Here is a 15,303-nt window from a genome sequence, read left to right as displayed (position 1 = left end):
GTGGTGCGATCCTGGTGAAGGTGGTGAAGCGATCGTGGGGGCGGGTGGTGGCAGCACAGGCGCCATCAACGGCGCGTCATGGTTTTCTCGGCGAGGCGGCTGCGGGGCGGACAGATCGAGAGCAGGGGCCCGCCCTCGGCGCGACCGCTACCGTCACTGCGAGGAGCGCAGCGCCCGGCCGCGACTGTCATCCCTTCCCGACCAGAAACGTCACCGGATAGCTGGGCGTTCCTCCGCGGGCCTACCAGGAAAGGCCACGGCTGCGAGGTATATGTCTTTCGCGAGCCTGACGCCGGTCAGTCTCCGTGACTGTTGCGCAGCGCTGCTTCGTTCCAGACCGAAAGGGCGACGGAACTGCCGGCGAAGCCCCAGGAGGCAGCGGTCAGAACCTTGAGTGAGCGTGGGGTAGGTCCCGTGCCCAGGAGCGGAACGATCTTGCATTGGTTGAAGAAGGCGTCGAATACCCGCTGCGGCACTCCCTTGAAGCCCTGGTAACGGGTTTCCCGGAGAAAAACCCGGAAGCCTTCAAGAGCGCGGCCGCGCAAGAGCACTTGCTGAAATTCGCTCATGTGCTCGTAGTTCCTGACCGTGACCGTAAGGAAATCGAGGAAACTGCCCGTACCGGGATTGGCCAGAGTGCCGTCACCAACGTAGAGCGCGTTGCGCAGGGCTTTGCTGCCGCGCTCATAGAGGTGCGGCGTGTCATTGCCGAGAAACTTGAGGAGTTGGCGGGTATCGTAGGCTTCCTCGATCACTTCATGGGTCATCCGCGAGGCCGCCAGTTTCTGCACACCGAGGACGATCATGAACAGGCCGAGGGTGGCCTGCAGGAGATCGCCGCGGTGAAAGGCTTCCTTGATCAGATTTCCACCGGAGACGGCCATATGAATTCGTCTGACAGCCTGGATCCTGTGCAAGGCGGTATTGACGCCACGGGCGTAGCGGACCCTGTCCAGATAACGCATCGACTCCCAGGCGCGCCCGGCGGCGCGGGCCTGTCGTGCGGCATGCGAGGCTGCTCCAACTCCACCGGGAAGGAAGGGAAGAGCGAGGGCGACGGCATCGATAACCATCCCGACGGCATCCAGTACGGCTGACCAGAAGTTGCCTTTTTCCACGTTGTTGCGGAAGGAAGCGTAGCCCAGGGCCAGTGAAGCGATGTCCCAGGCGCTCTCCCAGTAATTGCCCGAGCTGTCCTTGAAGGCCACGGGATTGTTGCGCGCAAAGGCGTAGAGGTTCGGGCCGGCAAGCAGGCCGATGGGGTCGGGCGTCATGAATTGACCCACTGAGGAATCGTAGAGGCGGGCCGGCGTCTGTAGGAAACGGGTAAGGTTGGCCCACATGCCGGCGTGAAGCGCCTCGGGGATCTTCTTCACGGCTTCGCCGTAGGAGCCGGCCTGGGGGAAGCGTTGCTCTACGTCGCCGTCGCTCTCGGTAAGCAGCAGGGCGGAACCCTGGCTATTGTTGTAGTACTCGAAAATCTTGCCCAGGACTGACAGCCGCAGAGCAAGGCGGTGGTTGCTGGCAGCGCCGTTGAGGAACTCCTGCATCGGCTTGCCATCCTTGTCGAGGAGAGCGATAAGCTCGTCCCCGGCATAGACGTAGTGAAACGCCCTTTCGTCCGAGAGCGGATCCGCCGCAGTGCTGGAGGCGCTGTCGAAGTCGGCCAGCTCCGCGTAGGTGCCGCTGAAGCGCGAATTGAAGTCTTCGTCGGCCAACCTGCTCTCGCCCATCTTGCGATGTCGCGACCAGATCATTTCTCCTTTCGGACCATAGACGAAACGGTCCTCCGCGATCCACTTGCGGCGCGTCCCCCGCAGTTCATAGGTCTGCGTGCGCAGCGGCTTCGGACTGAGCCCGTAGGTGTGGCTGCGTAGCTGAGCCCAGGCGCCTGCCGTGGAGCCGGTACGCACGAGGGTCTCGATTTCGTGGATGCGCTGGCCGCGGGTGTCGTAAAGGAACTTGCGACGGATGGTCTTGGGAACCGTCTCGCCGATGTCGTACCATTCCTTGACCTCCTCTTCAACGGCCTGGCCAGCGCCATACCGGAAGCGCTGGACGATGGTCTGGCGGGTGTTCGGGTCAGCCAGGTCCGGCGTCAGCTCCGTCCATTCGAGCACCTTGCGGTCATCTTTGTCGAAGTAGTAGTTCTTTTGCACGCGTGCCGGGGTGTCGCTGTAGATCCAGGCGAGGAGGTTGGCTACGGCCGGAAAAAGGAAGCGCAGGTAGTATCCGAAATCGCCGAACGTCTGCACAAAGAGGCCGCCCCGGGTGCCGGTGAACACGCTCGAAACCAGGCGTCCGGCTTTGTCGTAGCCGTGCTCTTCCAGTTCCAGGAAATTGAAGTTGCGTTTCAGCTGCCCGCCTTCCCGATACTCGTGGCGAATGCGCGTCGGATAGCCCAGTTGGTTGTAATCGGAGTCATCGATCAGCGTGACGAAGCTGTCTCTTCCGCCAGGCCCGAAGGCATGGGTCAAGCGCTTGAGGCGGCCGTTGTCGTGAAACTCGACACTGCTCCGGGCAGCGTCCTGCGAGGGGCGCCTAATCTCGGTCTGATTACCCAGGCCGTCGTAGTCGATGCGGAAGTCGCCGTTGGGAGAAACGTTGGAGTCGCTGAATCCGATCGGACGGAGGTTGCTGTTGTACTCGATGGCCGTATAGCGCTCGCTGTCCGCATAGGTGGAGGAGATGGAGTCGGGAAGGACGGCCTGGCCGTAGTCGAGAGAGACCTCCGAGATCGTCTGCTGGCTACCGACCCCCTGCCGGTCCGTGCGCAAGCTCAGCAGGCGGCCAGAGAGATCATGGCTCAAGCGAAAAGTGAAAGCGTAGTTGTCGGCTGACTGCGCGACGAGTTGGCCAAGAACGTCGAAGCTGTGGTAATTCTTCCACTCCAGCCCGTTCTCGAACAAGGTTTCGACCTGTTTCAGGGCGCGGTGGTCGTAGACGAGGGTCTTGTAGACGTCCGGAGCCATCCAGATGCCATGCACTTCTCCGCGCGCGTTGTAGTGGAACTCTTCCGTCATGGTCAGCCCACCGCCCAGGCCGCTTTGGCTCTTCCTGGTGACCCTGCCGAGGGCGTCATATTCGTAGGACTCCTTGGAAAGCTCACTGCCTTTGCCGAGGAGGCGGCCCAGCGCATCGTATTCATGGCTCACGACGAGGTCCTGGCGGCCGACGCTCGGGGCCGAAGATCCGGGGCGCGGATTGCCTACGGATGACGCTGAAGGCATGGGCGAGGTCACGGTCAGGATACGATCCAGCGCGTCGAAGGTGTAGCGTGTCTCCTCACCACCGGCCTCGATCCGCTCGATCCGGTGGAGGGCGTCGTAATGGTGAATGGTGACGATCCGAGTCGTATGGTTCTCGCTACGTTCGATCCTCGCCTCTTCGTTGTAACGCACGCTCTCGACGAGGCGAAGGGCACGGTCAGCACTGTCTGGATCGAGGATCGAGATCGCGCAGCTGCGGCTGCTGTCGTCATAAACCCATTCCTTCACCAGGATGCCTTCGCCATTGAACTCGCCGGTCTTGCGTCCGAGGTCGTCAAAGCGCGTCACCGAAGAGGGCTGGCGGCCTGCCCGGCGCGACGGCGCGCCCAAAAGGCTGATGGTGTAGGTCTTGCCGTCGATGCGATTGTAGAACTTGTGCACCGTTGTCCCGCCGTCGAAGCGACTGCTCTCGCGTCCGAGCACGTCAAAGCTTGCGCGGCCCAGCACACCGACGATGCGCCCATCGTGATAGGCACGTTCGCGGATGAGATTGCCGCGCCCGTCGTAGTCCATGAGGTTCCCTTTGGCAACGCCGTCGACTGCTTCCTCCACGGCGACGAGTCGGCCGCGCAGGTCGAAGTAGCGGCTGCGCGTGACTTGCCCGGCACGCTCGATTACGGCGTAGAGGGAATCCCCGGTCAGGGAGAATGCCTGTGCGCGGTCGCGATACTCGATGGCGATGTTCGGCATCGCCGAGGTCTGCAGACCGTTGCGTCCGGCGGGTCGGCGAGCGACGTCCGGGATCTTCTTGAGGCGCGGTCGCCCGAGGGCGTCGTAATCTTCGAAGCTGAAGATCGCGCCGTCCTCGTACTTGACCTTGAGCAGATTGCCAGCGAGGTCGTATTCGAGGTACTGGCGTGAGTCGCCACAGGCGTTGGTGTTTCGCGAGATCAGGCCGTAGGCGTCAAACTCGGTGCTGTTGCTGCGGCCCCCGGAATCGCCGCTGGTCGTCAGCCGACCCAGGGCATCGAAGTCACTGCTCAGGAAATAGCCGTCGCCCTCCTCCACTCTTCGCACCCGGCCGAGAAGATCATAGAAGACGCTCACTTCCTTGCCGTAATGGGTCACTTTCTTGACCAGCCAGCCCATGGCGTTCCAGTGCTGCTGTTCGGTGGTTTCTCCGACGGTGATCGCGGTCGGCAGGCCCGTTCCGGCCGGATCTCCGGCGCCACCATAGGTATAGGTGGTGAGGATACCGTCCGGCGTGCGGTGGCTTTGCAGGCGGCCAAGATTATCGTAAGCGTACTCCTCGACGGGGAGGAAGTTAGCGTCCTGCAAGTCGAGATTCTTGCTTCGGATGGGCGAATAGGTGACCTTCCTGGTTTGCCGGTCAGGATAATATTCGTAAGTACGGGTATGCGTGTCTTCGTTGGTGGCCGACTCGATCAGGGCGTCGTTGGTAAGCCGGGTCGAGCGGAAGGCGTTTCCAGGCTCGTAGACGGCCAGGGAAAAGCGTCCCTTGCCGTGCAGCAGGACCGCATTGACGAAGCGAATCACTGCGCCGTACTTGTCTTCCGTCTCGCTGGGCAGCTTGCTTCCGGTGTCGTAGCGAACCCGCTGGAAGAGCTTGAAATCGGGATTGCTGCGAGTGTTCGAATACTCCGTCCGGACGACCGCCTGCAGCGTGGGATCGTAATGGTGGCGCCAGCGGAAATTGCCCGGCATCAGGACCTGCACTTCCTGTTCCCGACCCGGCTCTTCCGGGACGCGAACGGCATATTCGACCCACAGTTCACGCTCGCCGAAGCGAATCTTGCCGGTCCGGCCCCAATAGTGTTCGGCAATTGCTTTCGCCACCGCGCCGAAGTCCTCACCGAGGTAGTGCTCAAACTCGATGGCGTGTCCGATGGGTGGGGTGATCCTGGTCATCAGCGACTGCTCGCCGTACTCGTAGGACCACTCGATCGATTCGGGCAGGCGTATCGTTTCAAGCAGGCGATCACGATAGACGAACTTGAACTGCGCCTGGTTCGGTGCATTGACGGTGTCGAAACGGCCCTTGCCATCGAGCGCAATCGGGATCGCCCGCTGGGCAGAGTCGCGGATCAACAGTTGGCTGCCGGACCATTCCTGGGTGAGCGCCTGCAACTGGCTTGCCGGCGACATGCGCGCGTCGCCCACTTCGACCAGCCTGCCCTGGCTGTCGAATTTCCAGTACTCCCGGCTGGCGTTCTCCAGGGTCCAGGCGTCATTGTCCGGATCGTAGCTCAGGACCTGGCCAATCGCTTCGGTCGGGTCGTCGTGAACACATTCGGCCTCGGAGGCCACCAGGTAACGGCCACCGAACTCCTCCTGGAAGACGATGCGATTGCCGTCGTAGTTCAGGACTTCCACGCGTTTCAGGACCCGTGGACGCAGCGGATCACCCTCGATGTCGAAGAAGGCGAACAACTGCATGTCCCAGGCGGCGCTCCAGCCGGTTCCCAAACGTTCGCTGCCGAACTCGCGTGCGAGTTGATCCTCGTCGACGCCATTCACCTCGCCGTAGCGTGCGATGGCCTCGGAGCGGGTGGCCGCCTTGGAGTTGTAGACCACTGCCGGCGTGAGTACCTGCCCCATGCCCTTCATCGCAAAGAGGACCAGGCCGGTGCTTTGATTGCCCTGCGTGAGGTTGACTTGTTCAAAATTCGCGAGGGTCAGCATCCCCTGGCAGGCCTGGGCGTTGCCGAGGTCACGGGTGCGAAGAATGAGATTGACGATCGGATTCTCGGGCTCGGAATCGCTCTCGGGTGTCGAGATATCGTTGGGACCATCGTCCGTGACGACAAAGACCCCTGTTCCGGCGACACCACCGTTGGGGTCGCCGCTCTCCGGCGGCGCAACGCCTCCGTCGCCCAGATCGGCGATCGGCGGCGCCAGCGGTTTCACCCGCACGTCGATGATGACCGCGTCTCCTTTCAGCTTCGGCAGATCCAGGTACTGAATGCCGATGATGTGAAACTTCTCGATGACGTTCGAGGAGCCAATCCTCGCGAAAGCCTTGAAGGGAAAATCCGGATCGATGCCGAAACGGAATTCGCGAGACGAACCGTCGCTGAAGATCGCCTTCCCGCCCATGCTTTCCGCAAAACGGATGGCGGGATCGCAGTAGCAGGTCACCTCGAAGTCCTTGCCGAGCGGGCCGCCCTTCCTGTTGCGGACCATGATTTCCGCCCCCGGCTGTTCCTTGACGGTGCGCTCGCGATAGTAGGGGCGGTGGAGATGGTCCTTGCGGTCGTCCGCGCTGTAGTCGCCGTTTCGTTCGAGCACGACCGCGGCTTCGATATTGAAGATGATCTGGCCGTCAGCCACGTCATAGGTCCAGCTTCCAGCGGCATCGAGCAGTGCATACTTGACCTTGAAGGTGTAGATGCCCGAGGTATCAGTAAGGAAGTCAACGCTCTGGGTCGCCGTCACCGGACCCGGTTTGAACTTGAAGCGGGCGCCCTCGGGATGCGCGATGCAGCTCCATTCGTAGGTTCCGGTGACACCCATCCACGCCTTGGGCTTGCCGACGGCTTGCAGCCGAATGCTCTCGCCCTGATCGATGCGCTTGACCCCGGGAGGCTCGAGTTCCACGCCGACTCCCGGTCCGGCATGAGCACAGCAGGGCTGCAGGTAGAGAAGCTGAACCGCCTCGCCGGCTGCTGCCAGGAGGCGTCCGTCGTTCTCCCATTGCAGTTCCTTGCCTTCGTAGTCCTGGTGCAACAGGAAGTAGTTCTTCGGGTCCTTCTTGGGTGCGAGGAGCTTTCCGGATTTTTCCTCCAGGTCGATTTTTCGACTCTCGACCGAGGTGACGATCTGGATGACTTCGAACTTCTTGTCGTCTTCGGCGGCCACCGACCACTTCTCCTGGGCAGGAGCCTTGATGACGGCGTTGTCGGTATGGGCGAGCCAGGCGTAATCGACCTCCATGCTCTCCAGGGCATAGCCGAATGCCCGCGCAATCCGTTCATCGGATGCCCGGACCTGCTCCGGCGTGGCGCCGTTTCTGGCGAGACTCTGCTTGCCTTGCAGAAGGCTTTCCAGGATGACTTCCCAATGCGGCTGAAAGCGGACGTTGACCTCCAGGGTGTCCGTACCCCAGTGGGCGATGTTGTTGCGGGCGCGGACCCGCACATACGAGCGGCCAGGACCGTAGACTTCGGCCTTGAGGACCGCGAAGCGATCATTGTCGAAACGGCCCCACTCATTGCCCGAAGCCGAGAGGGACACTCTGAAGTCCGGACCCGTCGAAACCTCCACTTGCCGGATATCCACCAAGGCGTCTTTCAGCTCCCCGCGAAAACCAAGTTCGAACTTCGCTTTCAGCTTCTGCAAGTCCGTTTCGACATAGGCATGAACCGGAGGGGTTCGCGCAATTCGCACCTTGGGCGCAGGCTGGATCACCGGCAGGGCCGTGCGCTCCGAGCGTGGCTGATCACGTTCGGTGAAGCGCTGATAAATCACCGAAATCCCCTTGCTGTCGGTCGCGCTCATCCCGTCCTTGCTGTAGCGCAGTTCCAGGTCGGTGTTGCCGATATCCTTTCCTGCGACCTTGACCGTTTTCTCGTCCTTGGGCCCACGGATCTCGATGATCGTGTCGTCTGCTTCATTCCAGAGGTAATCACCGCCCTCGACGTTCGGTTGGCCCGTGTAGCGCTCTACCGTCCCCCGCCGGATGCATTCGCAACCCTGGACTTTGACGGTGAGATTGAGCTGCGGTTGAACGACGTAGATGCCCGGAAACCCCGGATCGATGAAGGGCTTGTCCCCGCCCCCCGGCGGAAAGGGCCAGACCCAGGGCAAAGGCCAGGGCAGGCCGGTCAGGATGGAAATGCCGGGGAAAGTTCCGATCAGAACCGTCGGTTTGCCTTCGTCGGCTTGGCCTGGCTCTCCGTCCGACGGCGAACGCCCGCCGCCGACGATGACGCCGCCGGGTAGAAAACCCGTCGGACCCGGGTTGTCGGAACCCGTCCAGGGTGCCAGCGGTAGTGGATTGATCCACACCTCGGAGTGGGGTCCGCTCCAGTCCGGGGGAACCGGGGGCAGACTCTCACTCAGGTCGAGCGGCGCCGGTCTTCCCAGCAAAGCTCCGCCAAGGCCGCCGCCGCGGCAAGTCACACGCACTGCGGGGGCCGCGGGCAGAAGAACGGTCGAACTGGGAAAAGGAGCCAGGCTGGAGACGTGCGCCTTGCGTACCTCGATGCCGTCTTTCGACGGATTCAGAAACACGCTTTCCGCTACCGTCAGGGCCTCGACCCACGAACCGGCTTCGAGGCGCTCGATCAGCGCGGGCGCTCCGACCGGCGTAAGGAAGAGTCCTTTTTCAGCCGTGCGGAACCATTTGGCGTCGATCACGTTTGCCGGCAGCGAAGCCGGATCCAGGATTCCGACCGGAGCCCCGGTCACAAACTCGTTTACGCCCGGATTCACCAACAGGTCCACGGCACGTTCCAGGAGTCCGATCACCTTCAGATTGAGAGCGTCTTCATATCTGTGCCGATAGTGCTGCGCTTTGTCTTCGTCGATTTCGATCGAGGAAAGCTTCCCGAAGACTACAGACAGCGGATCGCTCGCCCGTAGGATTTCCTGCCGATCGGCGCGCAGTATGTCGGTAACCGCGTGTGCCAGGGACTGACGGGCCACACCGGGCGTCAGCGTGGTTTCCGGCTCGAAGAGAAAGCGGATCCGTTCCAGCACTTCGGCGCTCAGGCCCGGGATCTCCAGCAAGGTTTCCAGAGAAGGGATGCCCCCACCGGGGAAACGCTCACGAAGTTCGATGATCGTATCGGCAGGCAGGGCTTCGTTGAGGCTTGCGTAGCCGGGTCCCCACGACTCCAATTCGGCCGTGAGGGTGGCCGCGTCCTTCACGTGATTGAAGAAGAGCAAGGCCTTGTCCGCCGCCGGCAGCTTCGCGACGCTGAAGGCCATGTCGTGAAGGGTGTCCGGACCAATATGCGCGACTTTCAGGAGCTCGTCCGTCTGCCGGAATTCCCCCTTCGGGAGTTCCCGTCTGGTCTCCATCAGGGCCAGGGTTGCCGGACGCGTCATACCAATTCCCTTGCTGCCGAAGTCGGGATCATCGGTCACCATCGCGGCCAGGGCAGACGGATCCCGGACACGGTTGACGAAGGTCAGAAGGATGCGGGTGTCACGGGTCGACAGTTTCATAGGGCCATTCACCTCGGTTCGGAGATCAAACGGCTGTTGGGGCAGCCGATCTCGGCGTTGGGGACAACAGCGGCAAGCCGTCACCCACACGGAGTGCCCGGGAGGGTGAATGCCACAGGGGCGACACCAGAAAACTCCCCCATCTGCCAGCAGAGCCATTGACGAGTTGTCGGCACGGCCTCGGCCGGTTGCCTCGGTTCCTTGGCGCCACAGGCACCAGCGCGGCGCCTCGTCGAGCGCCGGTCGTCGGCCTCCGGGGCTGGCGCAGCGCGCCGGAAACCGGGCAAGTGGGTCTTTCCGACTAACGAAAGCAAGGCGTGAGCCACCTCATCGCCATGCCTTGACGCCGTGTATCGGCTCGTGTTGACGTAAGCGCCGCCCCGTCTGGCGGCAGGGCGGGTCTGCAGCGACCCACTGCAGACGACGACTCGCCGCCTCGATCGCCGTTGTCACCGGCTCGAATGTGACCCGGACTGCAGCCAGGACAGGGCATCGGCAGCCGCGCTGGTTCCGATGAGCACTACGGGGCAACTTTTACCCGAGTGGGTCGGTTTTCCCCCAGCCGCCCGGGGCGAACCCGAACCGCAGCCGCCTCCGGTGCCGGTGCCGGTGCCGGAGCACGAGTTCGATCAGCCTATGCGGGGCGCTTCCTCACGCGCGAGAAGATATTGATGGCGCGATCGATCTCTGAAGACGCTTCGGCGCTCCCCCGGATTGCACTTTCCAAGGCAGTCGCGTAATTCGCACAAGCCCTGGCCAAGACGTGCGCCTCCTCCAGCGTGCTTTTGTCGAGCGCCGACATCAGATGGGACATGGCCCTCAGGTGCACGGCCAACGCGCGGCTATCCTCCAGTAGCACGAGATATGAGAGTTCCGCCCAGCGCCCGTCAAGTGCGAGGTCGAGATGGCCCTGCGGAATATCCAGCACGACCGGTCGGAGCATGTCGTCGATCTGCGCCGCCATCTGCTCGGCTTGAGACCTCGCCCCGCCTTCCAGCCAATGGCAGGTCGGCACAGGCAGGTCGGGGGCGGGCCGCCGTGAGCCCACGTTCAGGCGCTCCCGGATTTGGTCGATCGCGTCGCTGCCGAATGACAGCAGCGGCGGATGCGGTCCATCCAGCAGGCTCGGCACGGCCCTGGGGTCGACGAAGAAACTGTCGTCGAGCCGATCCAGAGAGTCCACGAGAGCGATCTCGTAGGCCACACCGGGCGTGATCACCGGGTTGTGTATGACGATCGCCGTCGCAGCGGCGACCAGGGCACGGACGGCAGCTTCCCAGCCTTCGCCCATTTCGACGCGGTAGCCCAGTTGGTCGGCATCTCCGTCGACCATCGCAAGCTCCAGCGGCCCGGAGTCCACCGGATTGGCGATCCAGACCACCGCTATCGGCGCGAGGTCCGCCACCAGCCGTTGTTTGGCCAGCCCCTCTTCCAGCGATGCGCCTTGCCCCGCCGTGGCAAGCATGTCGGGCCTCGACTGCCCGCGCATGGCGAAGCCGCGCAGGAACAGCACGAAGCCTGTCTCATCCCGCCGGATGCGGGCGAAAAGCTCGCGCGTCCGTTCCGCGGCCTCATACTTTTCGGTGAGGTGTTCAAACGCGAGTCGGAACATCTGCCAACGCGACCGTTCGAGCGCCGAGCGCTGCGCGGCGGTCCGGACCTCGGGAAAACCGCGCTCGATAACACGGTGTAAGTGCAAGCGGAGCTGGGCTATTTCCTCATTCAGCAGCGCGGGGTAGCGGGCCTCCGTTTTCGTCGGCAGAGGACCTATGCCGCTCTGCGCGTCGCGCCGGATAGCCTCCGCCTGCGCGGCGGCCTGCTCGGCCAGGCCGAACGGATCGCGCAGGGAGCGTTGATGCCGTGCGAGCAGTTGGTCAACCGCTGCCTCCTCACTCCTCCACGCGGCGACAACTTCCGGATTCAGCCCCTCTGGCGGCACGCTCATCGCGTGCTCGTAGGCCACCTTGGCTGCCTTTACCTGCTCGTATTCGTCGCCTGCCCCGTGCATGATCGCGCAGAAATGCGTCGCACCGATATTTCGCCACGTCTGCGCCCAGATCGCCGGGTCGCGTTCGGCGGTGAACGCGCCAAGCGCAGCCTGGTAGGCGGAAACGATTCGTTCGCCAAGCGCGCTATCCCAGTGCTCGGCCGGGGTCTTGATCAGGCTCGACCCAAGCGTGCCCTGCAAGCCGGCCCAGAGCCCGGGGTCGTTTTCCCGACTGACGAGATCCAGCGCTTCTTCCACAAGCCGTGCCCTGGCAAGGGGATCACTCTGTTGCTCGATTTCGTCGAGTAGCCGGTTTACTGTCTCGTCCATTGCCGCCCCCATTTGATGGCCCGAAAGGCAAGAAATGGGTAGCAAGAAGGAGGCCAGGCTCACGGTTCTCCTCTCCGCCACGCCCCGAACCGAATTTACCAAAACGGCGCGAGTGGCTGCGTAGAACCGATCGAATTTGGCGCCAACAAGTAGCGGCGATGAAGGCCGGCGGAGCGGCAGGATTCAGCGTCCGGGCCTTGCTGCGAAGCGGGCATTCGGACCGAGGCACCCTTCGTATGCTCGTCGGCCTGAGCGGCCATTCGGCCTGTTGGCTGACTCAGTCGGCAATGAGTCGGTAAGCTGCCGTACGTCTACCAATCACGCTGAGCGGTTGAATTTCTTATCCTTCATCAGCTACTGGTCAATGCGTCGTTCAAGCGGGCCGCGCCAAACAGAATGATCTTGAGCTGTTTAACGAAGTCTTCCGACATTTCAGCTTCGAGCAGGATCTGGTCGGGTGGCAGGTCGAGAACGTCGGTTGCGGCCGCGAGCATGGTCATCACGATCATTCCGTAAACCATCTGCAAACTTGCCGTCGGCAGTTGCGCGTAAAGGCCGCGCATCCGGAAATCCTGCGCCATTTCATTGGTGAAATGGGTGACGTTATTGCGAATCGCCAGGCGCAGTATGCGGCTGCCCCCGGAACGCTCGCTCGATATGAACAGGAGCTGCAAGCGGGTTCAGTTTGACCTACTCGAGATAGACGCTGACCGAACGCCGCAGCCCGATCAGCTTGCCTTTGTTCCAGAGTTCCCGAGTGTGGCTGGATCCAATTTCAGACTTCTTCGTGATTCATCGAAGTCTGGTTGTTCTCCTGCCTGCCCGGCCAACGACTGCTTTCGGTGCAGCTGCTGGATGCCTACAAACGGGCAAGGGACTGCCGTTGGCGTTTTTTCACCAAAGCGGACACACACTGGACCGATCCCCTTGCCCGTAAGCCGACACTTGATCGTCTAAACCAGATGATTTAAACATGCTACTATTTGGCGTTGCTTACATGAACAATGGTGGTCTGTTATGCCCTGGGAAAAGTCATTCGACGAAGACGAGGCCGTCGGCAAGGCGATGTGCGTGTTTTGGGAGAAGGGCTTTGAACCCGCCTCCATGGCGGATCTCATCGCGGGCACGGGCATCACCCGTGGCAGCCTCTATAACGCTTTTGGCGGCAAGGAGCAGCTGTTCGTCAAGGCGCTACTGAAGTACGACAAAGACAAGCGCCGCGCGATGCTCGCTGAACTGGAAGCGATGGACGATCCGCAGCGAGCCATTGCGGCTTTGTTCGATGGTCTTGTAGAAGAGACCGTGGCTGACACGGAGAAGAAGGGCTGTTTCCTGGTGAACACGGCCTCCGAGCTCACGACCCATGGTGAAGAAGTCAACCGGATCGTGCGCAACGGCCTACGCGAACTCGAAGCCTTCCTTCGACGAAGTGTCGAGGTGGGGCAGGCGCGAAAGCAATTCCCTCTGACCCTCGACCCCGAGGCGACCGCCAAAGGGCTGCTGGCCATGATTGCCGCCATCCGGGTACTCGGCCGCGGCGTGTTTGACGAGTCCTCGCTCAAGACGATCGCCGCCCAGGCTCAGCGCTTGTTGCGCTGACAGCTTCCCACACGCAGCTCGACAAAAATTGTGTTGACCGATCGGTTTAATTCGCCCATAGTTAAACCGTTCGATCTAAACAATTGATCGCCCGATACCGAGGCGCTGCCTCTCAACCTTGAAGGAAACCTGCAATGAACCGTCTGAAAAACAAAGTAGCCGTCGTGACCGCCTTCATCTTGCACGACGAAACCACCGCCCCCGAAGGCAGCAAGCCGCTGCTGGCAAAATCCAAAGCGGCCTACGGTATGATCCCCGGCCTGCACGCGGTGATGGCCGAAGCCCCCGGCTTGCTTGAGGCCTACCAGCGGACTCACGAGCTTTTCGCCAGCTCCAGCTTCGACAAAGACGAGCTGACGGTGGTCTGGCAGACCGTGAACGTCGAGAACGCTTGCCATTATTGTGTGCCAGCCCATACCGGCATCGCCAAGAACATGGGCGTGGACGACGTAATCACCAACGCACTTCGTGATAAAACCCCGTTGCCGAACGCCGGGCTGGAGGCGCTGCGCGACTTCACCCTGACCCTGGTGCGCGACCGCGGCAACGTCTCGGACGAGGCGGTTCAGGCCTTCCTCGGCGCAGGCTTTAGCCAGCGCAACATCCTCGAAGTGATCCTCGGCTATTCCCAGAAGGTGATGTCGAACTACACCAACCACCTTGCCAACACCCCGGTGGACAAGCCGTTCCAGAAATTCGCGTGGCAGCAAAGCGCCTGATCGTCGCACGCAGGCCCGTCACGGCACGGGCCTGCATTGGCATTTGACGTGCGACCCAGAAAAGGAGAGTCAGAATGGTCGATTTCAATTCGGGCAAGGGAAGTGACGTTTACAGCAAGCTTGGCGGCGCCTCGGTGGCCGATATGTTCACCAGCTTCAACGAGGCCTGCCCGGACCTCGCCGAATACATTTCCGATTTTGCCTTTGGCCATGTGCTGAGCCGTCCGGGCCTGGGCCTGCGCGACAGAGAGCTGGCAGCGGTGGCTGCTCTGGCGGCGCTCAACACTTCGGAGCGGCAGCTGGAGGTTCACTTGAATGCCGCCCTGAATGCCGGTTGCAAACCACAGGAGCTGGTCGAAGTGATCCTGCAAACCCTTATATTTAGCGGTTTTCCCGCCGCCGTGAACGGCATGAAGACGGTGCAGAAAGTCTTCAAGGAGCGTGGCATCGTCATGACTTCGGGTGTGTGACTGTGTGACTCCCAAGCCCATCGCTATCGGGATTATTCCTCCGCAGATGCGGCTGATCCTGCCGAGAAGCGCCGAAAAAGCGGCGCTACGATAACCCCGCCCCAGTGAAGGCATCATGACCAATCCGTCCCAACCCCTGCGCATCGACATCGTGTCGGATGTCGTCTGCCCCTGGTGCATCATCGGCTACCGGCAGCTTGTCACGGCGCTCGATGCGAGCAGCACGGCGCATGAGATCCACTGGCATCCATTCGAGCTGAACCCCGACATGCCGCGCGAAGGCCAGAATCTACGCGACCATGTGGCCGAGAAATACGGCACCACACCAGAGCAGTCTGAAGAAAGCCGGGGCAGGATGACCGCGACCGGCGCAGACCTCGGATTTGCGTTCCGCTTTGCCGACGACATGCGCATGTACAACACCTTCAACGTACATCAATTGCTGCATTGGGCCGACCAGCGCGGGCGTATGCACGACCTGAAGCAGGCCCTCTTTGCGGCTCACTTCACGGATCGCCAGAATCTGTCCGACGACAGCGTACTGGCGGATGTGGCCGCAGAAGTCGGCTTGGACCGAGCCGAAGCCTTGGCCGTTCTTGAAGACCAGCGCTTTGCCACAGAGGTGCGCAATGCCGAAGACTCCTGGCTGCGCCAGGGCATTCGCGGTGTGCCGGCGATGGTCTTCAACCGTCGCCATCTGGTGACCGGGGCGCAAGGGGTCGAGAACTACACGCGCATCCTGGAACAGCTAGCCGCGATGCACGATTGAGCAAACGCTTAACCATCAACGAGGAATT

7 protein-coding genes are annotated in these 15,303 nt (G+C 61.9%); 4 read left to right on the top strand and 3 right to left on the bottom strand.

From position 1 onward, the window contains the following. Window positions 1-296: 296 nt before the first annotated feature. The 3 genes from V5B40_RS01950 to V5B40_RS01940 all read right to left on the bottom strand — a co-directional run bounded on the left by V5B40_RS01950 (window position 297) and on the right by V5B40_RS01940 (window position 12,392). Window positions 297-9,401, bottom strand: coding sequence for an RHS repeat domain-containing protein (locus V5B40_RS01950; protein ID WP_332352885.1), 9,105 nt, complete (start codon window positions 9,399-9,401; stop codon window positions 297-299). A 634-nt stretch (window positions 9,402-10,035) separates the two neighbouring features. After that, entirely contained in the window at window positions 10,036-11,718 is a 1,683-nt protein-coding gene (locus V5B40_RS01945) for a hypothetical protein (RefSeq protein ID WP_332352884.1), read from the bottom strand. Between the two features lie 350 nt (window positions 11,719-12,068). After that, window positions 12,069-12,392, bottom strand: coding sequence for a hypothetical protein (locus V5B40_RS01940; protein WP_332352883.1), 324 nt, complete (start codon window positions 12,390-12,392; stop codon window positions 12,069-12,071). A gap of 343 nt (window positions 12,393-12,735) precedes the next feature. On the opposite strand from V5B40_RS01940, the gene V5B40_RS01935 reads away from it, so the two are divergent. The 4 genes from V5B40_RS01935 (at window position 12,736) to V5B40_RS01920 (ending at window position 15,275) form a co-directional block, all read left to right on the top strand. Next, complete coding sequence (locus tag V5B40_RS01935) at window positions 12,736-13,317, top strand: TetR/AcrR family transcriptional regulator (protein WP_332352881.1); 582 nt, start codon at window positions 12,736-12,738, stop codon at window positions 13,315-13,317. 164 nt (window positions 13,318-13,481) lie between these two features. Continuing rightward, window positions 13,482-14,036: a carboxymuconolactone decarboxylase family protein gene (locus tag V5B40_RS01930; RefSeq protein WP_332353236.1), complete on the top strand. Its 555-nt coding sequence runs from the start codon at window positions 13,482-13,484 to the stop codon at window positions 14,034-14,036. 74 nt (window positions 14,037-14,110) lie between these two features. Beyond that, window positions 14,111-14,506: a carboxymuconolactone decarboxylase family protein gene (locus V5B40_RS01925; protein WP_332352880.1), complete on the top strand. Its 396-nt coding sequence runs from the start codon at window positions 14,111-14,113 to the stop codon at window positions 14,504-14,506. Window positions 14,507-14,621: 115 nt separating this feature from the next. Next, complete coding sequence (locus tag V5B40_RS01920) at window positions 14,622-15,275, top strand: DsbA family oxidoreductase (protein ID WP_332352879.1); 654 nt, start codon at window positions 14,622-14,624, stop codon at window positions 15,273-15,275. The last annotated feature ends 28 nt before the right edge of the window (window positions 15,276-15,303 follow it).

Origin of the sequence: Candidatus Accumulibacter meliphilus (assembly GCF_036625345.1) — a bacterium.
GTDB classification, from domain to species: domain Bacteria; phylum Pseudomonadota; class Gammaproteobacteria; order Burkholderiales; family Rhodocyclaceae; genus Accumulibacter; species Accumulibacter meliphilus.
The sequence above is the reverse complement of the archived record's forward strand: the minus strand, read 5'-3'. Positions and strand labels throughout refer to the sequence as shown.

Excerpts from the sequence above, each read along its gene's own strand:
- V5B40_RS01950 (WP_332352885.1), bottom strand. The coding sequence starts at position 9,401 with ATGAAACTGTCGACCCGTGACACCCGCATCCTTCTGACCTTCGTCAAC.
- V5B40_RS01945 (WP_332352884.1), bottom strand. The coding sequence starts at position 11,718 with ATGGACGAGACAGTAAACCGGCTACTCGACGAAATCGAGCAACAGAGT.
- V5B40_RS01935 (WP_332352881.1), top strand. The coding sequence starts at position 12,736 with ATGCCCTGGGAAAAGTCATTCGACGAAGACGAGGCCGTCGGCAAGGCG.
- V5B40_RS01925 (WP_332352880.1), top strand. The coding sequence starts at position 14,111 with ATGGTCGATTTCAATTCGGGCAAGGGAAGTGACGTTTACAGCAAGCTT.
- V5B40_RS01920 (WP_332352879.1), top strand. The coding sequence starts at position 14,622 with ATGACCAATCCGTCCCAACCCCTGCGCATCGACATCGTGTCGGATGTC.